The sequence below is a fragment of the Embleya scabrispora DSM 41855 genome, from assembly GCF_000372745.1.
In the GTDB taxonomy this organism is placed as follows: domain Bacteria; phylum Actinomycetota; class Actinomycetes; order Streptomycetales; family Streptomycetaceae; genus Embleya; species Embleya scabrispora.
Genome location: NZ_KB889668.1, coordinates 1 through 23,035, shown reverse-complemented (window position 1 = coordinate 23,035; position 23,035 = coordinate 1). Strand labels below are relative to the sequence as shown.

Below are 23,035 nucleotides of genomic sequence, written 5' to 3'. Positions count from 1 at the left end.
TCCCGCGCGCTACGCCCCCGCTCGGGGGGAAATCGAGCGTGCGGCGTACGCGCGGGAAGTCGCTCCGAGGTGGCGGCGTATACGGGGTGGCGCGGCGCGCGTACGCGTGGGGCGGCGTATGCGGAGGGCGCCTCGCGTGGCGGGGGCGGGGCGGGAGCGGAGTCGACGGTGGGTCAGATCCAGCCGTCGAGCGACTTCAGGAACGCGTCGAAGTCGTCGCGGTGGATGCAGTGGCCCACGTTCTCCACCACGCGTACCTCGAAGCCGTTCCCGCGCAGTTCCTCGTTCAGCGCCGGCGTCATGATGAAGCTGTTGGCCGCGGACTGAACCAGGCTCGGCACCACGGGAGCGGCGGGAACGTAGTCCGGGTCGAAGTCGCCCAGCCGGGCCAGGAACCCTTGGTCGAACCTCCGGAAGCCGTCGAGCTCGGCCTGTACATCCGCAGCCGACCATCGCGGGTTCATCTCACGAATGCTCTCCAGGGACGCATCGGCCACCATCGCCCGCATCCCCTCGAAGGCACCTGCGGGTACCGCGCCCATGCGGAAGCCCGGATCGGAGTACACGGCCTTCTTCGGCCGCAACCGCTCGACCGCGAGCGACAGCGCGAGCGCGCCGAGCGAATGCCCGATCGCCACGTCGGCACCGACCGGCAGGTTCTCCACGAGGTCGTCGGCCATCACCTCGGGGCTGTACTCGGCCCGCTCGCTCAGCCCGTGCCCACGCAGGTCCGGCGCGTACACCCGATAGCCGCGCTCGACCAGCACGTCCTCCACCGCGTGCCATGTCCCGTGGTCCGACATCCCACCATGAACGAGCACCGCGACCTTGTCCCCGACACCTCGTTCATGCACGTGAAGCTTCACGAAGAACTCTCCGAAACATTCGCTGACACGATTAAGCGGCTGGTGCGATGCTACCCCTGCCGCCCACCGGAGACCAGAGACCAGAGACCCCACCCATCCAAGAAGGGCAGGCCCGGGCGCGCGAAGCGGACCCCTGGGATGGGCTGCGAATGGCCGGGGCGCGGGTTGGGAGCCGGCGCCGGCGACCGCGCGGGGCCGCGGCGGTGGATCAGGAGACGCATGGCGTCCGTCGGACAGGCCGTCGGAGGGTCCCCCGTCAGCGGTCGGGCGGTGCGTCGCCGTTCTCGTGCGTGGATTCGGCGGGGACCGGGGGCCGGCCTTCGAGGTGGAGGAGGTTGGCGAGGAAGCCGGGGAAGCGCTGTTCGAACTCGGGTTCGCGAAGGCGCAGCATCATGCCGGTTCCGGTGTTGCGTTGGATGATCAGGCCCGCCTCGCGCAGCACCTTCCAGTGGTACGAACGCGTGGATTTGGTACCCGGCACCGGGAACACCGAACACGGCTGCTCGCGGGTCGGGTCCACGGCCAACGCGACGACCACGCCGCGCCGGTGGTCGTCGGACAGTGCGGCGAAGACCGCACTCAGCGACACCTCGTCGAGCGACGGGTGGTGCATCTGGACGGGCATCCCGCATCCGCTCCTTGCCTCGATCCACGGTTGCCGGCGCATGCCGTGGGTGTCTACGGTACCTGAGTACGAAGATTTTCGAACCAAGTCGACGGGAAGCGCACTCCATGACGAACACCCGGCCCACCCCGCTCCGCCCCACCGTCGCCGTGTTGGGCACCGGCATCATCGGCGCCGCCATCGCCCGCAACCTGTCCCGGAACGACTTCGCGGTGCGGGCCTGGAACCGTACGCCCGCCAAGGCCGCGGCCCTGACCGCCGACGGCGCGACCGCGGTCGACACGCCGGCCGACGCGGTCTCCGGCGCGGACATCGTGGTCACCGTGCTCAACGACGGCCCCCGGGTGCTGGACGCCATGCGAGCCGCGGTGCCGGGGTTGCGTGCCGGCACGGTGTGGGTACAGATCAGCACGGTCGGCGTCGACGCACTGGACGAACTGGCCGTGTTCGCCCGCGAACACGAGCTGCTTCTCGTGGACGCGCCGGTACAGGGCACCCGAGGGCCCGCCGAACAGGGGCAGTTGGTCGTGCTGGCGGCCGGCACACCGGCGGGCCGCGAGATCGTCCAGCCGTTGTTCGACACGATCGGTCGGCGCACCCTGTGGGTCGGCGAGGACGGTACCTCCGGCGCGGCCACCCGACTCAAGCTCGTTCTCAACACCTGGGTCCTGGCGCTGACCCACGGCGTCGGCGAGGCCCTGGCCCTGGCCGAGGGCCTGGGCGTGGACCCTCGATCGGTCCTCGACGTGGTGAGCGGCGGCCCGATGGACAACGCCTACTTCCAGCTCAAGTCGGCCGCCATCCTCTCCGACGACTACACCACCAGCTTCTCGGTGGACAACGCGGAGAAGGACGCCCGACTGGTGCTTCAGGCCGCCGAACACGTGGGCATCCGCATGGATGTCGTCGCCGCCGGCGCGGAGCGCTTCCGCCGCGCCTCCGCACGGGGCCACGGCGACAAGGACATGGCAGCCGGCTACTTCGCCGGCTTCGACAAGTAGCCGGCTCGGTCAGCCGCGAGCCCCACGACCCGCGACACTCTCCAGCCTGCGCGTCACCACGGGAACGACAATCGCCGCCGCCACCAGGTGCGCGCCGCACAACATCGCCTTGGTCGAGGCCGGCGTGTCACCGGCGAGCAGCGGTCCGGCCATGGACAGCGCGACCAGCGCAACCGTGGTCACCAGGTACGTCCGCGCCGGACAAGCCGCGAAGCGTGCGACGAGGACGGCCAGTATCGTCCCCAGGCACAGGCTGACAGCCGTGCCCATCGCGAACATCCCCACGGTGATCGGCTCCGCCGTCGCCGCCCCGATGTTGCCGGCCCGCATCGGTACGCCGAGGCCCCGTGCGAGCAACCCGTACGCCTCCGTGCCGATCGCGGCGGCCGCCCCGGCAGCCACGCTCACCGTCCATACCGCCCGCGATTTCCATCCGGCGGGTGCACGTTCGGCCGAGATCGGGTTCTGCGTGGTGTTCATCGGCGTTCTCCTCCGACATCCGGGCGGTCCCTGTTGCCCGAGGGTCGGAGCCGATACCCGCCACTCGACGTCACCACCGACATCCATACCGATCGACTTCAACCGCGTCGGCCCGGTGCTCTGGAGACGGCCGGGTGCGCACATCCCGGAGCGGCGCTCCCGCGATGCCGTCGATCTCACGGCGCGCCGCGGATGGTCAGCCCCTCGGGCGGCGGCGAACGAGGCGGGGGAACAGGCGCGGGCGGCGCGGTCGGCGGGTGTGAGTACGGCGGTCCGGCAGGCGAGCACCGGCTTGCGACGCGACCACCCGACCAGGCCGAGCGCACCGAAAAGGTTGCCGCGGCCGGCCATGCCGTCCGACCGGCCCACCCCAACACTCCCACAAGGCACCTAAGTTGCGGCTCGGAACTTAATCCGCGTCCGCGCGCCATCCCCCCGGGTTCGCAATCCGAAGTCACACGGCCCCAACCAGGCCACTCGGCGTTGATTCTTGAAGGTCATCGTGGCTAACAACCGGTTTTTGGTTCGCCTGCGTTTCCCAACCGTTACCGAAGCCGGCATTTCTCAGGGGTTCCGGGGTCTGGCGGAGACCCGGTGAGGCTATTACGTTGTCGCCCACAACATTTAAGGCGACACCGCCTTCACGTGTTGCGGATTCTCGCTGTCGTGCACCCCGCACCCGTCCGCCCGCACGCCACACAGCCCGCATCGCACAGCGCCACCGCACCCCCGCACCCCCGCACCACCCCGCTGCACCACCCCGCTGCACCGCCCGGCCGCACCACCCGACGCCGCACCACCCCATGACGACGTCTCCACGTCCCCCCGCCGGCTCCACCGGCACGTGCCCGAAGGGATCCACCATGCGCAAGAGGTTCCTCGTGTCCGTCTCCGCCTGCGCCGTACTCGCCGCCGGCACCCTCTCCGCCTGCTCGGACGATTCCGGCACCGGCTCGTCCGGCTCCACGAACGGTGGTGGCAAGAAGGCGAAGATCGGCGTGATCCTGCCCGACAGCAAGACGTCGGGCCGGTGGGAGACCAACGACCGCAAGTACCTCACCGACGCGTTCAAGGCCGCCGGCGTCGACTACGACATCCAGAACGCGCAGGGCGACAAGTCCCAGTTCCAGACCCTGGCCGACCAGATGATCACCAACGGCGCGACCGTCCTGGTCATCGTCAACCTGGACAGCGGCACCGGAAAGGCCGTTCTGGACAAGGCCAAGTCCCAGGGTGTCGCGACCATCGACTACGACCGACTGACCCTCGGCGGCAGCGCGCAGTACTACGTCAGCTTCGACAACGTGAAGGTCGGCACGCTGATGGGCCAGGGCCTCGAGAAGTGCCTGTCCGCCGCGAACGCGCAAAAGCCCACCGTCGCGATGCTCAACGGCTCGGCCACCGACAACAACGCGACGCTGCTCAAGCAGGGCTACGACGCGGTGCTCAAGCCGAAGTTCGACTCCGGAGAGTACGTCAAGGGCCCGGACCAGGCCGTCCCGGACTGGAACAACACCGAGGGCGCCAACCTGTTCGAGCAGATGCTCACCCAGTCGCCGAACATCTCCGGCGTCGTGGCGGCCAACGACGGCCTGGGCAACGCGGCGATCTCGATCCTGAAGAAGCAGAAGCTCAACGGTAGGGTCCCGGTCACCGGGCAGGACGCGGAGACCACCGCTCTGCAGAACATCCTGGTCGGCGACCAGTGCATGACCGTCTACAAGGCGATCAAGAAGGAGGCCGACGCGGTCTCCGGGCTGGCCGTCGCCCTCGCCAAGGGCCAGAAGCCGGCCGTACCCGCCATCGTCCGCGACCCCGAGGGCAAGCGCGACGTGCCGTCCGTACTCCTGGAGCCGGTGGCCATCTACAAGGAGAACGTCAAGGACGTGGTCGTCGACGGGTACGTCACCAAGGACACCCTGTGCACCGGCGCCTACGCCGCCAAGTGCACCGAGTTCGGCATCAACTAGCCACCCGGACCGCGCAGTCGCGCCGGGGCCGACTCCCACGAGGGTCGGTTCCGGCCGGCGCGTACCCTGCCGCCACCCCACGCGAGGAGCCCGCACCGTGGCCCTGTCCCCCACCCCCGCCCCGCCGCCCGCGTCCGATCCCGTGCTCGAACTGCGCGGCATCAACAAGAGCTTCGGCGCCGTACACGTCCTGCGCGACGTGGACCTGTCCGTGTACGAGGGCCAGGTGACCGCGCTCGTCGGCGACAACGGCGCGGGCAAGTCGACCCTGGTCAAGTGCATCGGCGGCATCCACACCGCCGACTCCGGCGAGTACTTCTTCGACGGTGCGCCGGTCACCGTCAACAGCCCGCGCGACGCGTCCGACCTGGGTGTCGAGATCGTCTACCAGGACCTCGCCCTGTGCGACAACCTCGACATCGTGCAGAACATGTTCCTCGGTCGCGAGCGCCGGCGCGGCTGGGTGCTGGACGAGGACAGCATGGAACAGATAGCCGAGGAGACCCTGGCCGGCCTGTCCGTACGCACCGTCACCTCGATCCGCCAGCGCGTCTCCAGCCTCTCCGGCGGCCAGCGCCAGACCGTGGCGATCGCCAAGGCGGTGCTGTGGAACAGCAAGGTCGTCGTCCTGGACGAACCCACCGCCGCGCTGGGCGTCTCGCAGACCGCGCAGGTGCTCGAACTGGTGCGCCGGCTGGCCGACAACGGTCTGGCCGTCGTGCTCATCTCGCACAACATGAACGACGTGTTCGCGGTCGCCGACCGGATCGCGGTGCTCTACCTGGGCCGCACCGCCGCACAGGTCAGCACCAGCGAGATCACCCATTCCCAGATCGTCGAACTCATTACGTCGGGGCAGACCGAGGCACTCGGTCCCGGCGCGGGTCGAAACGGAGTGAACCGATGACGAGCAGCGTCCTGCCTCTCGCCGACAAGAGCGAGTCCGATGCGCCCGAGTCGCCGGTGGTCACGCACATCAAGGACTACGTCGCCCGACTGCGCGGCGGCGACACCGGCGCGATGCCCGCCGTGCTCGGCCTGGTGGTGCTGTGCACGGTCTTCGCGATCATGCGCCCGAGGTTCCTGAGCGCGGGCAACTTCGCCAACCTGTTCACCCAGGGCGCCGCGGTCACCGTGATCGCCATGGGGTTGATCTTCGTCCTGGTCCTGGGCGAGATCGACCTGTCCGCGGGCTTCGCCAGCGGCGTGTGTGCCGCGGTACTCGCCGTGCTGCTGACCGAACACGGCTGGCCCTGGTACGCGGGCGTACTCGCCGCCCTGGTCGTCGGCGCGGTGATCGGCCTGGTGCTCGGCGTACTGGTGGCCAAGGTCGGCATCCCCTCCTTCGTGGTCACCCTGGGCGCGTTCCTGGCCTTCCAGGGCGTGTCGCTGCTCCTGGTCAAGGGCGGCACCAACGTGCCGGTGCGCGACTCCACCATCCTGGCCATCTCCAACCGCAACCTCGCGCCGATCGTCGGCTGGCTGCTGGCCGCCGCCACCGTGGGCGGCTACGCGGCGCTGCAACTGCGCCGCAACCGCAGCCGCATGCGGCGCGGGCTGAGCGCCGAACCGATCGCGATCACCGGCATCCGGGTCGGCACGCTGGCGATCCTGGTCGGCCTCGCGGTGTACGTGCTCAACCAGGAGCGCAGCCGCAACGTGGTGATCTCCTCGCTGCGCGGGGTGCCGATCGTGGTTCCGGTCCTGGTGGTGCTGCTGTTGATCGGCACGTTCGTGCTGCGCCGCACGCCGTACGGGCTGAGCCTGTACGCGGTCGGCGGCAACCGCGAGGCGGCCCGCCGGGCCGGGATCAACGTGGACCGGGTGCGTATCTCGGCGTTCGTGATCTGTTCCACGATGGCCGCCATCGGCGGCATCGTCGCCGCCTCGCGGGCCAACTCGGTGGACTCGAACACCGGCGGCAGCAATGTGCTGTTGTATGCGGTGGGCGCCGCGGTGATCGGCGGCACCAGCCTGTTCGGCGGCAAGGGCCGGGTATTGGACGCGGTGCTCGGCGGCGCCGTGGTCGCGGTGATCGACAACGGTATGGGGCTCATGGGGTACAGCGCGGGCGTCAAGTACGTTGTGACCGGCGTCGTGCTGCTCCTCGCCGCCGGGGTCGACGCCCTGTCGCGGCGGCGGGCCGAAGCCGCCGGGCTGCGGTGACGCCGCCCTCCCCCTCGATCGACGCCAAGGATGAGAAAGGCAGGGTCCGCAGCCCGATGCGCGCAGCGCCCACCCAGGAGGACATCCGCAGGCAGAACCTGGGGGCGCTGCTTCGCCACGTGCACGTGCTCGGCCCCACCTCCCGGGCCCAGTTGACCGCGGGCATGGGGCTCAACCGCAGCACCATCGGCGCGCTCACCGCCGACCTGGCGGCGGCGGGCCTGATCGTGGAGGAGGCCCCGCGCGACACCTCCGGCGGCGGGCGGGGCCGGCCTTCGCTCGTGGTCCGGGCGCAGTCGCAGCGGGTGTACGTGTACGCGTTCACGATCGGCGTGGACCGGGTGGTCGCGGCCCGGGTCGGACTGGGCGGGGTGATCCTGGATCGCCGCGAAATACAGCGTCCCGGAAGCGGTTTCTCGCCCAAGGAGGTGGCCGAGGCGCTCGGCGGGTTCGTCGCGCAGATGCGGCTGAGCGCGCCGCGCGACGGCGTGTGTGTGGGTGCCGGGGTCGCGGTGTGCGCGATGGTGCGCGGCTCGGACGGCACCATTCCCGAGGGGCACACCCCGGATTGGCGCGACGAGCCGCTGGGCGAGCGGCTGTCGGCGGCGATCGGCACCGTGGTCATGGTCGGCAACGACGCCGACCTGGGCGTGGTCGCCGAGCACACCCGGGGCGCGGCGGTGGGTTGCGACAACGTGATCTACCTGCACGGCGACGTGTGCATCGGTGGCGGCATCCTCTCCGCCGGGCGGCCGGTGACCGGCGGCGACGGATACGCGGGCGAGGTCGGCCACATGGTGGTCAACCCGGACGGGCGGCCGTGTCGGTGCGGGTCGCGCGGGTGCTGGGAGACCGAGATCGGCGAGTTCGCGCTCACCCGCGGCACCGCCAAGCACGCGATCGGCGGGCTGGCCGACTCGGCGGCGCGCGGCGATCAGGACGCGGAGGAGGGGCTGCGCCGGGTCGGCGACTGGCTCGGACTCGGCGTGGCCAATCTGGTCAACATCCTCAACCCGCAGATGGTGGTGTTCGGCGGGACGCTGCGCGAGGTGTACCTGGCCACCGCCGCGCAGGTGCGCAGTCGGCTCAACCGGACCTCGCTGGCGGTCACCCGCGAACACCTCAAGCTGCGCACGGCCGCGCTCGGCGACGACGCGCCGCTGTACGGCGCCGCCGAGTTGGCTTTCGGCCGCCTGCTGGACAACCCGTTGGAACCGGGGTTGGAACCGGCGGGCTGAGGGTCTTCGGGCGGAAGCCGGCTCCGAGGGGCGGACGGGCCGGTGGGTCGGCGGGCGTGGGCCGACGGGTCGGCCGGGGTGTGGTCCGGTGTGCACCACGTGGCGCGTCGGGGGCGTGCGGTCACGCGATCGGGTGGACTCGACCGATCGTTTCCGCCGTCCGGGTGACGGAGCGGGCCGATCGGCGTGGCGCGCCCTGTTTCATGGAGTGCGTGTGGCCGTCGCGTTCGGACGATGCATCGCGCCCGAGCATCCCCGAACGCGACGGTCGGTTTCGGTTCACCGGGGACAGCCGGCGGTACCGGTCGCGGCACGCGCCTCGGTGACCGGGCGGCTGCGGGGCCGCGGTGGCGAGGACGGTTCGGGTGGACACGGCGCCCGGGCCCGGGCGCGGCGGCGGCGAGGGCCTCTTCTCGGGCCCGGCGGGACACCCCTCGAAGAAGCCGCAGTTCACGCACACGTGGTGCACCGCACCGCGCGGGTCTTCCGCCGCGCGGCGAAGCCGATCCACGCCTTGACGTCCCCGGACCGTGCGCGGGCCGTCCCGGCGGCGGACGACGGTCGGTCGGTCGGTCGATCGATCGCCCGGCCACGTTTCGTGCGGACGCCGGAGCGACACACGCCATGCGGCGAACGGGCTTGCCACCGATGGGGTTTCCCGTGCGTTGTGCGGCGTCGCGTCACCACCCCTCGGCAGCACACCGGGGTTTGCCCCGTGGGCAATCCCGGGCACGCACGCACGAAGGCCCAGCCCGCAGGTCGATTCGAAGGAGCCCGGCATGTCGACGCCCACACCCCAGGCGCGCACACCCCGGGGCCGCACGCTCCAGGGCAGGGTCGCTCTCGTGGCCGGCGCCACCCGAGGCGCCGGGCGCGGGATCGCGGTCCAACTCGGCGCGGCCGGCGCGACCGTGTACGTGAGCGGACGCAGCACCCGCGAGCGGCGCTCGGAGTACGACCGGCCGGAGACCATCGAGGACACCGCCGATCTGGTCACCGCCGCGGGCGGACAGGGCATCGCGGTGCCCACGGACCATCTGGATCCGGTGCGGGTGCGAGCTCTGGTGGCCCGGATCGACGCCGAGCAGGGTCGGCTGGATGTACTCGTCAACGACATCTGGGGCGGCGAGAAGTTGTTCGCGTGGGACACCCCGGTGTGGGAGCACGACCTGGAAGACGGGTTGCGCCTGCTCCGACTCGCGGTGGACACGCACGCGATCACCAACCACCACGCGTTGCCGCTGTTGCTGCGCACGCCCGGCGGCCTGGTGGTGGAGATGACCGACGGCACCGAGGAGTACAACCGGGACACCTACCGGGTGTCCTTCTTCTACGACCTGGCCAAGTCGGCGGTGCTGCGGATGGCCTTCGCGCTCGGTCACGAGCTGGGTCCGCGCGGCGCCACCGCCGTCGCGCTGACTCCCGGGTGGCTGCGCTCGGAGATGATGCTCGACAACTACGGCGTGACCGAGGCGAACTGGCGGGACGGGATGCGGATCCAACCACACTTCGGCATCTCCGAATCCCCCGCCTACGTCGGCCGGGCCGTGGTGGCGCTGGCCGGCGATCCCGAAGTGGCCCGCTGGAACGGGCAGTCCCTGTCCAGCGGGCAACTCGCGGGCGTATACGGCTTCACCGACCTGGACGGCAGCCGGCCGGACGCGTGGCGCTACCTGGTCGAGGTCCAGGATCCGGGGCTGCCGGCCGACCAGACCGGCTATCGCTGAGCCGGGTCGCGCGCTGCGCGGAACGCCTTTCGGCTGGGTGGCGTGTCCCGCTCATGGCCCGGCTCGGGGTCGGGACCGCCTTTGGTTCGGCTCGGAGTCATTGCCGCGTTCAGCTCAGAGTCAGGACCGCCTTGCCGCGGACCCGGCGGCCGAGCAGGAGAGCGGTGGCCTCGCCGACCTTGGTCCAGTCCGCCTGCCAGTCGACGGGCGCGTGCAGCAGTCCGTCCGCGACCAGGCGAACCACATACGCCAGATCCGCCGCCGAGTCACCGCCGCGCTTGAACCCGATGATCGAGGTCTCGGGGCCGATCAGGCTGTAGGAGGAGAAGTCCGCCCGCTCGCCGGACGCGGCGCCGATCGTGATCACCCGTCCGTTCGGTGCGAGCCGAACCAGCAAGTCCGTCAGAAGTGGGCCGCCGACATTGTCCAGGACGACGTCCAGCGGCGCGTCCAACTCGGCCGGGTCGGTGAGCACCCGGTCCGCTCCGTAGCCGGCCAGGCCCTCGCCGCGCTCCGGGCTGCCGACGAAGGCGCTCACGTGCGCACCGGCGAGATGGGCGAGTTGCACCGCGAACGTGCCCACCCCGCCGGCTGCACCGGTGATTCCGACGCGGGTGCCCGGTGCGACCTCGGCACGACGCAGCGCCCGCAGCGCGGTGACCGCCGCCACCGGGAGCGTCGCGGCTTGTTCGAAGGTGACCTCGTCGGGCAGTACGGCCAGTTCGTTCACGTGCACGGCGCGCAGTTCGGCCCAACCGCCGCGCCAGTCGAAGGTGATCACCCGTTCGCCCACCCGCGGCCCACGCCCGGAGGCGGCCGCGCGCTCGACCACACCCGCCGCGTCCCAGCCGGGAATGGTGCCGTTCGGGGTGTCACCGTCGACCTTGGGCAACTCGCCGAAGTTCAGCGAGATCGCGGCGATCCGCACCAGGACCTGATCGGGTTCGGGGACCGGGTCGGGCACGGTGTCGATCCTGAGCCGACCGGGCACGGCGTGGTCGACGACGAGAGCGCGCATCAGGGGTACCCCCAGGTTGGAGTCCGACTTGCCAAAAGACGCAACCCCGGCAGGGGCACAGGCATTCCGCTCCGGCGGCGGCCGGGGTGGGCGGCCTGGACCGGGGGCGGAGCGGAGCGGAAGCGCGGGCGGAGAGCAGGGCGGCCGGCAGGGCCACACCACCCACAAGCGCCTCCCGCAACCGGACGCACGTCCCCTCCGCAGCCGAAACCCAACCGCTCCCACCCGGGCCCGACCACGAGAACGCAACCGCACACGGGCGGGCCCCCGCACCGGCAGGGCAGCCGCCAAGACCACAACCCCGGCACACCTCCCGCAACCGACCGCACGTCCGCTCCGCAGCCGCGGTCGAACCGCCGCTCCGCGCCGGGTTGCACGTCCGCTACGCGGCCGAAAGACCCGGCCCGGTCCCGCCCCGCCCCATCGCGGAGGTCACGCCGGCACGACGGCAGGCGTCGCGGACCGCCTCGGCGCCGCGCCCGCGCCCCGTGCACCACGCGCATGAGGCCCGGAGCAACCAGCCGGCCACCGGCCGCGTAGCGGACGTGCAACCCGGCGCGGAGCGACCGGCACGACAGGCAGCAGGCTTCGGAAGCACTCGGGGCGACCCGAACGCACCCCCGGACAGTCCGACCCGCCCGCGAAGCGGACCAACAGCGCAACACCCGGAACGACCCCCGGCCGGCCACGTCAACACGCCCCCGCCGACCCGCGCCCGACCCGGCCGCGTCGATCAACCGTGTGGCGTAGCTGGATGTGGATCGGATCGGGAAGGGGTGGGAGGACCGATGACCGATGACCGGCCCACTGCGGGTGAACCAGAACGGTGCCTTCCCGATGAGCGAGACGCCGGTGGTCGACGCGCGCGGCGGGCGGCCGATGCGGCGGTTGATCCCGCTGTTGCCGGCCCTGCTGTACGTCGTGATCGTGGCGGCCGACTTCGGCACACCCAACCAGTTTCGGACCGACACGATGTTGTGTCTGGTGCCGCTGACCGCGTCGAACCTGACCACGGTGCGCGCGACCGCGGCGTACGCGGTACTCGCGACGCTGACGTTCCTGGTCCTGGATCCGTGGCTGGCGCCGACCGGCTACACGCACGACTGGGCCGGGTTCGTGACGGTGGTGCTGGGCGGCGCGCTCGCGATCGCCGCGGTGCTGTTGCGGACGCGGTTGCAGGAGCGGGTGTCGCGGCTGGGGAACGTGGTCGAGCACGTGCAGCGCGCGCTGTTGCCGCCGGCTCCGCCGGTGGTGGGAGGGGTCCGGGTCACCCGTAGCTATCTGGCGGCCGAGCGCGACGCGGAGGTGGGCGGGGACGTGTACGACGTGGTCGCCACGCCGTACGGGACGCGCGCGTTCATCGCCGACGTGCAGGGCAAGGGGCTGACCGCGGTCGGCGCCGGTGCGGCGCTGGTCGGCACCTTCAGCGAGGCGGCGTTCACCGAGCCGGATCTGCGCCGGGTCGGGGATCGTATGGGCGAGGCGCTGGAGCGGTTCGGCCGCAACCAGGTGCTGCTCGGCGAGCCGGACACGGACTGGTTCGCCACCGCGCTGATCGCCCGATTCGGTCCGGACGGCCTGGTCGAGCTGGTCAACCACGGCCACGAGGCGCCTGCCCTGATCGGCCCGTCCGGCGTGCGCTGGATCGACGTGCCGCCCGAGCTGCCGCTGGGGCTGGCCGGGCTGGTCCCCGCCGAGGGACGGGGGCCCGCGTATCGGTTCCGGATGGCGCCGGAGGAGTTGTTGCTGCTGTACACGGACGGCACCACCGAGGCCCGGGACGCCGACGGGCGCTTCTTTGCGCTGCGCGAGTGGGTCGCCCGGCATGCCGACCCGGGCCTGTCCGCGGCCGATCTGCTCGGTCTGCTGCAACGGGCACTGCTGGCGCACGGCGGCGGCCGGCTCACCGATGACGCGGCGCTGATGGTGCTCAGCCCGGAGGCGGCGAGCCCGGCGGAAGACCGCGGGGGTGACGCCGGACTGACGCCGGGTCGGCCGAGTTCCGGATGATGGCGGAACTCCCCTCCCACTCCGCTATGTTCGCGGCATGTCGATACCGGGAGAGCAGCCCCATCCGGCCCCATCGCACGGATATCCGCAGTCGGGCCCGCCCCGGTTGCCACCGCCCGGCCCGTACGGCCGGGTCCCGGCGCAACCCGGGCCATATCCGCAACAACCCGGCTCGTTCCCGCCTCCCGCGGTGGCCGGGTCGGGGTTCGGGCCGGCCGGTGGGCCCTACGGTCCGCCGCCCGGATCCGCAGGTGGGCGTGGCCGAGGGTGGCTGTGGGCCCTGGTCGGAGCCGGGGTCGCCTCGGCGGTGTGGGCGGGCGCGGTGTTCGCCACCGGCGGATTCGGCGGCGCGGACGGCGCGCCGGGTCAGGCGGGTTACCGGTACACCGCGGACCTGTGCGCCGCGACCGACCTGGGCGCCTTCACCGGTTTCGTGGCGCAGGACGCCCCCGGGCCGAACGCGACCGGCATGCGTGAGCCCGACCTGGAGACCATGGGCTGTAACGCTCAACTGGAGCCGAAGGACTCGACGAGCGGCTCGAACCCGGTGGCCTGGATCACCGAGACGGTGACGCTGCACAAAAAGACCGATCCCAAGGACGAGTTCGGTCCGTCCCTGCGCTCCTTCAAGGCGCAGAAGACGGTGCAGTCGCACTACACCGTCGACGAGGTGCGCGACCTGGGCAACGAGGCGTACCTGGTGGTTCAGGTTCCCGAACCGGGCAAGGGTTCGGACGGGGTGGTGTGGGTGCTGCTGGCCGTGCGCGAGGGCGGCATGACGTACCAGTCCACGTGGGTGAGCAGCGGTGCCGGTGGCACCTCGGAGACCACCCCCAAGCAGGCCGGGGACATGCTGGTGCAGAGCGCGAGGGCAACGCTCGCGAAGCTGAGGTCCTGACCGCGCCGGGCGTCGACGTCCGCACCCCGCCCGGCCGCCGGAGACCGGGCGCCGACCGGGGCCGGAGCCGGGGATGCGCCGCGCACGGCGGTCGGGGCGACGATGGCCCGGCCGCCGTGTGATGGCCTCGGGGAGGCGTTTCGTGCCGTTCCGTTCGGGCTCGGGTGGACACGGCGCGGCGACCACTCAAACGAGTTCGCGTTGCGGTCTAGCCTTGATACCGACCGGTCGGTACCGTGACAGGCGCAGCAAGAATCCCGCTTCGCCGCTCCGGCGCACGCGCATACCGACCGGTCGGCACCTCATCGACCGGACCGGCGCGAGTCACCTCCTCGGGCGGCGGGGCGCGGTATTCGCCGGCCGACCTCGTGACCAGTGACGATCCGGAGGATCCAGCACCCATGACCGAGAACACTCCCGCGACCGCCACCGCGACCACACCGCGCGTGGCCATCGTGACCGGCGCCGCCCGCGGCATCGGTGCCGCCACCGCGCGCCGGCTCGCCGCCGAAGGCATGGCCGTGGCCGTACTCGACCTGGATGAGGCCGCCTGCGCCGACACCGTGGCCACGATCGTCGCGGCCGGCGGCAGCGCGATCGCCGTCGGCGCGGACGTCACCGTCGGCGAGCAGGTCGACGCCGCCGTCGCGCGCGTGGCCGACACGCTCGGCGCACCTACGGTGCTCGTCAACAACGCGGGCGTGATCCGCGACAACCTGCTGTTCAAGATGTCCGACGGCGACTGGGACACGGTCATCGACGTGCACCTGCGCGGCGCGTTCCTGATGAGCCGGGCGGTCCAGGCGCACATGACCGCGGCGGGGTACGGCCGGATCGTCAACCTCTCCAGCTCGTCCGCGCTGGGCAACCGCGGCCAGGCGAACTACTCGGCGGCCAAGGCCGGACTCCAGGGCTTCACCAAGACGCTGGCCTTCGAGCTGGGCAAGTTCGGTGTGACCGCCAACGCGGTGGCACCCGGATTCATCGTCACCGACATGACCGCCGCCACCGCGGCCCGGGTCGGCATGGAGTTCGAGGCGTTCCAGCAGGCCGCGGCCGAGCAGATCCCGGTCCGCCGGGTCGGCCGGCCCGAGGACGTCGCGAACACCATCGCGTTCCTGACGAGCGAGGGTGCGGGCTTCGTGTCCGGCCAGGTGATCTACGTCGCCGGCGGCCCGTTGTGCTGACGGCGAACGAACTGGACGACAGGGTCGGCGAGTTCATCACCGCCCACCGGGACACCGACGACGCGCTCGGCTACCTGCGGGCACGCTTCGACGCCGGGCTGGCCTGGGTGCACTACCCGGTGGGCCTGGGCGGCCTGGGCGCGCCGCGCGCGTTGCAGCCGGCCGTGGACGCGCGCTTCACCGCCGCCGGCGCGCCGTCCAACGACCCGGGTCGGATCGGCATCGGGCTGGGCATGGCCGCGCCGACCGTGCTCGCGTACGGCACCGAGGAGCAACGCGAGCGCTGGCTGCGGCCGTTGTGGACCGGTGAGGAGGTGTGGTGCCAGCTGTTCAGCGAGCCCGGTGCCGGCTCCGATCTCGCCGCGCTGGGCACCCGCGCCATCCGCGACGGCGACGAGTGGGTGGTGGACGGCCAGAAGGTGTGGACGTCGATGGCTCACGAGGCGCGCTGGGCGATCCTGGTCACCCGCACCCACCCCGAACTGCCCAAGCACCGGGGCATGACCTACTTCGTCTGCGACATGACCGCACCCGGCGTCGAGGTGCGTCCGCTGCGCCAGGCCACCGGCGAGGCCGAGTTCAACGAGGTCTTCCTCACCGGCGTGCGCATCCCCGACGCCCACCGCCTGGGCGAGGTCGGTGACGGCTGGAGCGTCGCGCGCACCACGCTGATGAACGAGCGGGTGGCCATCGGCGGAGGCGCCGCGCCGCGCGAGGGCGGCATGATCGGCATCGTCGCCGACACCTGGCGCGAGCGCCCGGAGTTGCGCACCGCCGGGTTGCACGATCGGCTGCTGCGGCTGTGGGTGGAGGCCGAGGCGGCCCGGCTGACCTCGGCACGGTTGCGCCTGCAGTTGGCGGCGGGCGAACCCGGCCCCGAAGGGTCGGCGGCCAAGCTCGCGTTCGCCCGGCTCAACCAGGACATCTCCGGCCTGGAGCTGGACTTGCTGGCCGAGGAGGGCCTGCGCCACGACGAATGGACCATGCGCCGCCCGGCGTCGGTGGACTTCACCACCCGCTCCCCCGGCTACCGCTACCTGCGCGCCAAGGGCAACTCGATCGAGGGCGGCACCTCGGAGATCCTGCTCAACGTCGTCGCCGAGCGCGTCCTGGGCCTGCCCGCGGAGCCTCGGGTGGACAAGGACGCCGCGTGGAAGGACCTGCCACGATGAGCGCCACCGAGCACCTTCTCTACACCGAGGACGAGAGCGAACTGCGCTCCGGCATCCGGGACCTGCTCACCGAGCGGGTGACGCTCGCCGCACTGCTCGCCCGGATCGAGACGAACGAGCCGTACGACCCGAAGTTGTGGCGTGTGCTGACCGAGCAGATCGGCGCGGCCGGGCTCGCGGTCGACGAGACACACGGAGGCAGCGGCGCGTCCTGGCGGGAAACCGCCGTGGTCATGGAGGAGTTGGGCCGCTCGGTCGCGCCGACCCCGTTCCTGGGCAGCGCGGTGCTCGCGACCGCCGCGTTGCGCGCGGTGCACGCCGGCGCGCTGCTCGCCGATCTGGCCGGCGGCCGGCGCAGCGCGTCCCTGGCGGTCTCCTTCGCCTCCGTTCCCGGCGCCCGACTCCGGTACCCGGTACGGGCCGACGGCGACACGCTGACCGGGACGGTGACCTCGGTCGTGGACGCCGGCGCCGCCGACGTGCTCGTCGTCGCGGCCGAAGCCGCGGGCGGGCCCGTGCTCTACGCGGTCGAGGCCGATCAACCCGGCGTCGAACGACGCCCGGTGGTCTCGCTCGACCTGACCCGACCGCTGACCGACATCGTGTTCACCGGCGCGATCGGCACCGCGCTGGCTCGCGGCGAGCAGGCCGAGGCGGCGTGCGCGACCGCGCTCACCACCGGCGCCGCGCTGTTGGCGTCCGAGCAGCTCGGCATCGCCGAGTACTGCCTGGAGAGCACCGTCGCCTACATGAAGACCCGCCACCAATTCGGCCGCCCGGTGGGCTCGTTCCAGGGTCCCAAACATCGCCTGGCCGCGCTGTGGGTGTCGATCGCCCAGGTACGTGCGGTGGCCCGCTACGCCGCGGCCTGCGTGGCCGCCGACGACCCCGACACCGCGGTCGCGGTCGCCGTCGCGCAGGCGCACTGCTCGGAGATCGCCGTGCGCGCCGCGGAGGAATGTGTGCAGCTGCACGGCGGCATCGGCTTCACCTGGGAACACCATCCGCACCTGTACCTCAAGCGCGCCAAAGCCGACGCGCTCGCGTTCGGCACCCCCGACCGGCACCGCGCAATCCTCGCGCGGCTGGTCGACCTGCCCGCCTGACCCGGCCCCGGGGGCGGCGCACCCGCCCCCGGATCCCGCCGGCGCCATCACGAAGGAGCATCATGCGCGTCTTCGAGACCATCCCCGAGGTGTTCGCCGCCCGGGGCGAAACGCTCGGTACCAGCGATTGGTTGACCGTCGATCAGGAGCGGATCGACACGTTCGCCCAGGCCACCGGCGACCACCAGTGGATCCACGTGGACGTCGAGCGGGCCGAGGCCGGGCCGTTCGGCAACACCATCGCGCACGGCTATCTGACGCTGTCGCTGATCCCGACGCTGGCCGCCGACCTGTTCACCGTGCGCGGAGTGCGGATGGGCGTCAACTACGGCTCGGACAAGGTGCGTTTCCCCACCCCGGTGCCGGCCGGCTCCCGCGTGCGCGACCACGCCGTCCTGGTCGACGTGGCCGAGACCGCGCAGGGCGTGCGGTTGACGGTGCGTCACACCATCGAGATCGAGGGCGTCGCCAAGCCCGCGTGCGTCGCGGACACCCTCTCCCTGCTCGTCCCGTAGCACCCGGCCGGACGTCCCCCGACGTCCGGCCGCCCCCGGCACCTCGACAGGTAAGGATCACCTGTGAGCTTCAACCTCGCCGTCATGCTGCGCGAGTCCCGTCTCGCGACCCCCGACACGGCATGTCTGATCCACCAGGGCAGGCCGATCACCTATCGCGAACTCGACGACCTCAGCAGCCGGTTCGCTCGCGGGCTGCGGGCGAACGGACTCGGCCGGGACGACGTGCTGGCGATCTGCCTGCCCAACGTGCCCGAATTCGTGGTGGCCTACTTCGGCGCACTCAAGGCGGGCGTCACGCTGATGCCGCTGAGTCCCCTGCTCAAGGCGAACGAGATCGCCTACCACCTCACCGACTCCGGCGCCCGGACGCTGATCGCCTTCGACGTCTTCGCCGCCGAGGCGCTGGGCGCCGCGGCAGCCGTACCCGGCACCGCGGTGTACGTCGTCACCCTGGCCGAGGGCGGCCCGGTGCCGCAGGGCACCCTCGCGTTCGGCCTGTTGCTGCCGGACGGTCCACCGGATCGGACCGAGTCGATCCGCGGCGACATCGAGCCGACGTCGAGCGACGACACCGCGGTCCTGCTGTACACCAGCGGCACCACCGGGCGACCCAAGGGCGCCGAACTGACGCACTTCCAGCTGTACTTGAACTGCACCACCTCGGGCGACCTGTTCGATGTACTGCCCGGTGACGTCTCGCTCGGCGCGCTGCCGCTGTTCCACGTCTACGGGCTGTCGAGCGTACTGAACGTGTGTGTGCGCTACGGCGGAACCGTGTCCCTGGTCCTGCGGTTCGAGGCGCAGAGCGTGCTCGACCAGATGGTCCGGGACCGGGTGAGCGTCATCGTGGGCGTGCCCACGATGTACGTCGCGCTGCTGGCCGCGGACCGCACCGGGCGCGACCTGTCCCGGCTGCGAGTGGGCAGTTCGGGCGGGGCGTCGATGCCCGGCGAGGTGATCCGCGAGTTCGAGGAGGCGTTCGGCATAGTGATCCTGGAGGGCTACGGCCTCTCCGAGAGCGCGAGCACCGCGACGTTCAACCGCAGCGCCGACGACCGGCGGGTGTTGTCCGTGGGCAAGCCGATCTGGGGTGTCGAACTGCGGGTCGCGGACCAGGACGACGTGCCGCTGCCGCCCGGTGCCGAGCACGTGGGCGAGATCCTGCTGCGCGGGCACAACATCATCACCCGCTACCGCCACGACCCCGACGCCACCGCCGAGGCGTTCCGCAACGGCTGGTTCCACACCGGCGACCTCGGCTACCTGGACGAAGACGGCTTCCTGTTCGTCGTGGACCGCAAGAAGGATCTGGTGATCCGGGGCGGCTACAACGTCTATCCGCGCGAGGTGGAGGAAGTGCTGTACACCCACCCGGCGATCGCCGAGGCCGCCGTGGTCGGCAGACCGGACGATCGGCTCGGCGAGGAGGTCGTCGCGGTGGTGGCGCTGCGCTCCGGCGAGGCGGCAGACCCGGACGAGATAATCGCGTACTGCCGGGAACGCATGGCCGCGTACAAGTATCCGCGCGTGGTGCGATTCATGGACGAACTACCCAAGGGCGCTTCCGGCAAGATCATGAAGAAGGAGTTGCGTTCCGTATGACCATGCCCGCCGACGGGTCCCTGCCCGCCGACCTGATCAACCGGCAGATCCGACTGGCCGCACGCCCGTTCGGCCTGCCCAAGCCCACCGACTGGGACGTGGTCGAGGAACCGGTGAGCGAACCGGTCGACGGCCGGCTGCTGGTGGAGGTGTCGCACATCTCGCTCGATCCGGCGATGCGCGGCTGGATGAACGACGTGCGCTCGTACATCCCGCCGGTGCGGCTCGGCGAGGTGATGCGCGCCGGCGCGGTCGGTCGGGTGATCGCCTCCCGGCACTCGGACTTCGCGGTCGGGGAGCATGTGTACGGGCAGTTCGGCGTGCAGGAGTACGCCGACTCGGACGGACGGGCTCTGCGCCGGGTGGATCCGGCCGCGGCGCCGTTGTCGACCTACCTGGGGGCCCTCGGTATCACCGGACTGACCGCGTACTTCGGGCTGTTCGACGTCGGTGACCCGCAACCGGGACAGACGGTGCTGGTGTCCGGCGCGGCCGGCGCGGTGGGCAGCGTGGTCGGGCAGCTCGCCCGGCTCAAGGGTTGCCGAACCGTCGGTATCGCCGGTGGGCCGGACAAGTGTCGGCTCCTGGTCGAGGAGTTCGGCTTCGACGCGGCCATCGACTACAAGAGCGAGGACGTGAAAACGGCACTGCGCAAGCATTGCCCGGACGGCGTGGACGTGTACTTCGACAACGTCGGTGGCGAGATCCTGGATGCCGCGCTGACCCGGCTGGCCCGGGGTGCGCGCGTGGTGATCTGCGGCGCGATCTCCCAGTACAACAACACCGAACAGGGCCCGGGGCCGGCGAACTACCTGTCACTGCTGGTGAATCGGGCGTCGATGACCGGCATGGTGGTGTTCGACTACGCCGATCGTTACGCCGAGGCGAGCGCCGAGTTGGCCGGGTGGCTCGCGGACGGGCGGTTGCGCTCGCGAGAGGACGTGGTCGAGGGCGATGTGACGGCGTTTCCGCAGACGCTGCTGCGGCTGTTCTCCGGCGCCAACACCGGGAAGCTGATCCTGCGGATCCGGTGATCGACGACCCGCGCGGCTTCGCCCGCCGGGGCCGGGCCACCGAAGCGGTCTTCCACTCGGCGGATGCTCTGGAGGTCGCCCGCGCCTTCGCGGAGAAGCGCACGCCGGTGTGGCGAGGCGAGTAGCCACCACGGCTGTGGACACCGAACCCGCCGCACCGCGCGGCGGGTCTCCGGTGTTGCGGGCCCGGGTGGCTCATCATCGAGTGAGCGACGCGAGCAGGGCCAGGACCTGCGGCCAACCTTCCTGCCGGGCGGCGGCGTTGCCGGCCCTGGTACCGCCCTCGTCGAATTGCACGCCCATCGATGGGGAGACCGGACGGGTACCGGCGGCGAGATAGGGATGGGTGCCGACGCCGTGGCCGGCGTTCGTGAAGATCAGTGCCCGGTGCGGGTGGGGGTTGTGGGCCGTATCGAGCGCCTTGACGATCTCTTGGGCCCAGACGCCCGAGGACCACAATTGATCGTCTGCACCGGCGATCGCCAGTACCGGACCGCTGACGCGGGCGAGCGGGATGGGACCCTCGGCAACGGCCTTGTCGTTCTTGGTCCAGGCGGGTATGCCATTGTCCGGAAATCCGATGTGCACGTCGGCAGACGGGGAATAGACGAGCGCGCCGTGAACGAGGTCGGGGTAGTCGTCGGCGAGGAGCAGGGCCGCCTCGCTGCCACGCGAGTAGCCCAGCACCAGGACGTGCTCGGGATCGACTCCCGGCTGCGCGGCCAGCAGTCGACCGGCTGCGGCGAAGTACTCCAAAGGGATGCCGGACAAGGTCTTCGGCAGCCCGGGAAGAGCGAAGTAGCCCAGCGCCAAAGCCGGATAGCCGTGCGAGGCGAGCAGCGCCGCAGTGGGAGTCAAGGCGTTCCCCCCTTCGGAACCGCCGAAGACGAGCACGGCCGGGTGACGCAGCGTGCCGAGAGGCGGGAGGAACAGTGCGCCGGATACCCCGTCCGCCGCGAGGGTGAGTTCCCGGCTCGTCACCCCGGTTCCCGACCAGGAGCGGGTCAGCGTGCGGGAGACGAGCGCTCGTCCGGACACCGCCGCCGTCAGGACGACCTGGTAGCTGCTGCGCGGTGCGTCGGGTGGCACGAAGAATGTGCGCTCGGCATCGCCGGTCTGTGGATTCATCGACCAGAACAAACCCATGCCGTCCGCGTTCCGGTACGTACCACCGGACTTCGGAGTGGCCGTGTCCAGAACGACCAGACCGTGTGCGTCCGCCCGGAAGGTGGCCTGTGCGCGCCACTGTTCGCCTCGCGCATCCACCGCCCGCGCCCCGACGGTGACCTGTTCGCCCGGCGACAGTCCGTCGATCCTGATGTGTACCGGCTGATCCGCCAGGGCCACCGGCGCGTCCACCGCGATCACCGCCAGGCTGCCTCGCTCGGTCGAGCACCCTGTCGCGCCGCTGCCGACCAACGCGAGCACCGCAAGCCCGCAGCCCCACCCGCACAGCCGATTCCGCACGTCCGTGCCCCCCGTCCGAGGCTGTCGCACAACTGCCGCTCTCGGATAGTCAAGCAGTTCCCACTGTTCGAGTTTCAGCCACGCTGATCAGTCGGATGCCAGACACATGGGGTTCAACTTCGTTACCTATGACGTCGATTGCGCGTTCGCGATGCCGCAGGACATCCGGGAATGGCTTCCGGCCGGACATCTGTGTTGGAAGGTCATCGCCACCGTCCGGCAACTGGACCTGACGGCCTTTCTGGACGAGTACCGCGCCGACGGCCAGGGCAGGGCGGCATACGACCCCTCGATGCTCTTGTCCTTGGTCGTCTACTGCTACAGCAAGGGAGTTCGCTCCTCACGCCGGATCGAGAGCGCGTGCCTTGACGACTTGGGATGTCGGATCATCACGACGAACCGCACCATCGACCATTCCACGATCGCGCGCTTCATCCAACGGCACCGCCAAGCCCTGAAGTCCTTGTTCGTCCAGGTACTCGCAGCCTGCGGCCGACACGGACTCGTGGACCCGTCAGCGGTGGCGATCGACGGCTCCCCGATGAAGGCCAACGCGAGCCGGGACTCGAACCGCTCCACCGAAGCGCTCGAACGAATCGTCAACGACTGCGGGGTCGAGGTCACCGAGGAATTGGAGGCCGAGTCGAACTTCGGGACGGCCTCCGGAAGATACGCCCGTCTATGCGATCGGCGGGGCCGAGCCCATACGGCCATGACGCGCCTGGTCGAGCGAGCGCGGCCCTCGGCNGGCGAGATCAAGATCAAGGTCGATGCCGCCGAGCGCGTCGTCGCCCGCGCGAACAAGCGCCTGGCCGCCGAGGTTGCCGCTCATCAGGCACGTTTGGACGACCACGCCTCGCGGCGACAGGCCGACACGACGGCGGGTCGGCGCGGGGCCAATGGGCGGCCGCCCGTGCCACTGGAATCCAAGACGGTCGTCATCCGGCAAC

At 71.1% G+C, this 23,035-nt stretch carries 21 protein-coding genes; 16 read left to right on the top strand and 5 right to left on the bottom strand.

Annotated elements, in window-relative coordinates:
- Positions 1-173 precede the first annotated feature (173 nt).
- Positions 174-866 carry an alpha/beta fold hydrolase gene (locus tag A3IC_RS0121610; RefSeq protein ID WP_026218562.1) on the bottom strand — a complete coding sequence of 231 codons (693 nt, stop codon included), beginning with the start codon at positions 864-866 and terminating at the stop codon, positions 174-176.
- Positions 867-1,122: 256 nt separating this feature from the next.
- On the bottom strand, positions 1,123-1,491 hold the full coding sequence (locus tag A3IC_RS55730; RefSeq protein ID WP_020552139.1) for an ArsR/SmtB family transcription factor: 369 nt from the start codon (positions 1,489-1,491) through the stop codon (positions 1,123-1,125).
- A gap of 107 nt (positions 1,492-1,598) precedes the next feature.
- Here A3IC_RS55730 and A3IC_RS0121600 point away from each other — a divergent pair, with 107 nt between their 5' ends.
- Positions 1,599-2,492: an NAD(P)-dependent oxidoreductase gene (locus A3IC_RS0121600; protein WP_020552138.1), complete on the top strand. Its 894-nt coding sequence runs from the start codon at positions 1,599-1,601 to the stop codon at positions 2,490-2,492.
- 9 nt (positions 2,493-2,501) lie between these two features.
- Here A3IC_RS0121600 and A3IC_RS0121595 read toward each other — a convergent pair whose 3' ends face one another.
- Positions 2,502-2,972 (bottom strand): DUF6069 family protein, encoded by a 471-nt coding sequence (locus A3IC_RS0121595; protein ID WP_020552137.1) that lies wholly within the window; start codon positions 2,970-2,972, stop codon positions 2,502-2,504.
- An 863-nt stretch (positions 2,973-3,835) separates the two neighbouring features.
- Between A3IC_RS0121595 and A3IC_RS0121590 the strand changes: the two genes are divergently transcribed.
- The 5 genes from A3IC_RS0121590 to A3IC_RS0121565 all read left to right on the top strand — a co-directional run bounded on the left by A3IC_RS0121590 (position 3,836) and on the right by A3IC_RS0121565 (position 10,073).
- Entirely contained in the window at positions 3,836-4,942 is a 1,107-nt protein-coding gene (locus A3IC_RS0121590; RefSeq protein ID WP_020552136.1) for a sugar ABC transporter substrate-binding protein, read from the top strand.
- Between the two features lie 97 nt (positions 4,943-5,039).
- The gene (locus tag A3IC_RS0121585) at positions 5,040-5,849 is read left to right on the top strand and encodes an ATP-binding cassette domain-containing protein (RefSeq protein ID WP_245599370.1); all 810 of its coding nucleotides are present in this window, start codon (positions 5,040-5,042) and stop codon (positions 5,847-5,849) included.
- Positions 5,846-7,108 (top strand): sugar ABC transporter permease, encoded by a 1,263-nt coding sequence (locus A3IC_RS0121580; protein ID WP_020552134.1) that lies wholly within the window; start codon positions 5,846-5,848, stop codon positions 7,106-7,108. The genes A3IC_RS0121585 and A3IC_RS0121580 overlap by 4 nt, the downstream gene beginning before the upstream one ends.
- 56 nt (positions 7,109-7,164) lie before the next feature.
- Positions 7,165-8,346 carry an ROK family protein gene (locus A3IC_RS0121575; protein WP_020552133.1) on the top strand — a complete coding sequence of 394 codons (1,182 nt, stop codon included), beginning with the start codon at positions 7,165-7,167 and terminating at the stop codon, positions 8,344-8,346.
- Between the two features lie 779 nt (positions 8,347-9,125).
- Complete coding sequence (locus A3IC_RS0121565) at positions 9,126-10,073, top strand: SDR family oxidoreductase (RefSeq protein ID WP_020552131.1); 948 nt, start codon at positions 9,126-9,128, stop codon at positions 10,071-10,073.
- A 109-nt stretch (positions 10,074-10,182) separates the two neighbouring features.
- Here A3IC_RS0121565 and A3IC_RS0121560 read toward each other — a convergent pair whose 3' ends face one another.
- Positions 10,183-11,091: a zinc-binding dehydrogenase gene (locus A3IC_RS0121560; protein ID WP_020552130.1), complete on the bottom strand. Its 909-nt coding sequence runs from the start codon at positions 11,089-11,091 to the stop codon at positions 10,183-10,185.
- A gap of 795 nt (positions 11,092-11,886) precedes the next feature.
- Between A3IC_RS0121560 and A3IC_RS55720 the strand changes: the two genes are divergently transcribed.
- The 9 genes from A3IC_RS55720 (at position 11,887) to A3IC_RS72605 (ending at position 20,743) form a co-directional block, all read left to right on the top strand.
- Positions 11,887-13,101, top strand: a complete 1,215-nt coding sequence (locus A3IC_RS55720) for a PP2C family protein-serine/threonine phosphatase (RefSeq protein WP_020552129.1) — start codon at positions 11,887-11,889, stop codon at positions 13,099-13,101.
- Between the two features lie 37 nt (positions 13,102-13,138).
- Positions 13,139-13,999, top strand: coding sequence for a hypothetical protein (locus A3IC_RS0121550; protein ID WP_158696044.1), 861 nt, complete (start codon positions 13,139-13,141; stop codon positions 13,997-13,999).
- Positions 14,000-14,400: 401 nt separating this feature from the next.
- On the top strand, positions 14,401-15,186 hold the full coding sequence (locus tag A3IC_RS0121545) for an SDR family oxidoreductase (protein WP_020552127.1): 786 nt from the start codon (positions 14,401-14,403) through the stop codon (positions 15,184-15,186).
- Entirely contained in the window at positions 15,180-16,358 is a 1,179-nt protein-coding gene (locus A3IC_RS0121540) for an acyl-CoA dehydrogenase family protein (protein WP_020552126.1), read from the top strand. The genes A3IC_RS0121545 and A3IC_RS0121540 overlap by 7 nt, the downstream gene beginning before the upstream one ends.
- Positions 16,355-17,464 carry an acyl-CoA dehydrogenase family protein gene (locus A3IC_RS0121535; protein ID WP_020552125.1) on the top strand — a complete coding sequence of 370 codons (1,110 nt, stop codon included), beginning with the start codon at positions 16,355-16,357 and terminating at the stop codon, positions 17,462-17,464. Before A3IC_RS0121540 ends, A3IC_RS0121535 begins: the two co-directional genes overlap by 4 nt.
- A 62-nt stretch (positions 17,465-17,526) precedes the next feature.
- Complete coding sequence (locus tag A3IC_RS0121530; protein ID WP_020552124.1) at positions 17,527-17,979, top strand: MaoC family dehydratase; 453 nt, start codon at positions 17,527-17,529, stop codon at positions 17,977-17,979.
- A 63-nt stretch (positions 17,980-18,042) separates the two neighbouring features.
- Positions 18,043-19,584 carry a long-chain-fatty-acid--CoA ligase gene (locus tag A3IC_RS0121525; RefSeq protein WP_020552123.1) on the top strand — a complete coding sequence of 514 codons (1,542 nt, stop codon included), beginning with the start codon at positions 18,043-18,045 and terminating at the stop codon, positions 19,582-19,584.
- Positions 19,581-20,618 carry an NADP-dependent oxidoreductase gene (locus A3IC_RS0121520; RefSeq protein WP_020552122.1) on the top strand — a complete coding sequence of 346 codons (1,038 nt, stop codon included), beginning with the start codon at positions 19,581-19,583 and terminating at the stop codon, positions 20,616-20,618. The genes A3IC_RS0121525 and A3IC_RS0121520 overlap by 4 nt, the downstream gene beginning before the upstream one ends.
- Positions 20,615-20,743 (top strand): hypothetical protein, encoded by a 129-nt coding sequence (locus A3IC_RS72605; RefSeq protein ID WP_020552121.1) that lies wholly within the window; start codon positions 20,615-20,617, stop codon positions 20,741-20,743. The genes A3IC_RS0121520 and A3IC_RS72605 overlap by 4 nt, the downstream gene beginning before the upstream one ends.
- Before the next feature lie 73 nt (positions 20,744-20,816).
- Here the strand turns inward: A3IC_RS72605 and A3IC_RS55715 are convergent, their stop codons facing one another.
- Positions 20,817-22,085: an acyl-CoA thioesterase/bile acid-CoA:amino acid N-acyltransferase family protein gene (locus A3IC_RS55715; protein ID WP_106668965.1), complete on the bottom strand. Its 1,269-nt coding sequence runs from the start codon at positions 22,083-22,085 to the stop codon at positions 20,817-20,819.
- 106 nt (positions 22,086-22,191) lie between these two features.
- Between A3IC_RS55715 and A3IC_RS0121505 the strand changes: the two genes are divergently transcribed.
- Positions 22,192-23,035: transposase (locus A3IC_RS0121505; protein WP_020552119.1), on the top strand; the 844-nt coding region annotated here is incomplete at its 3' end.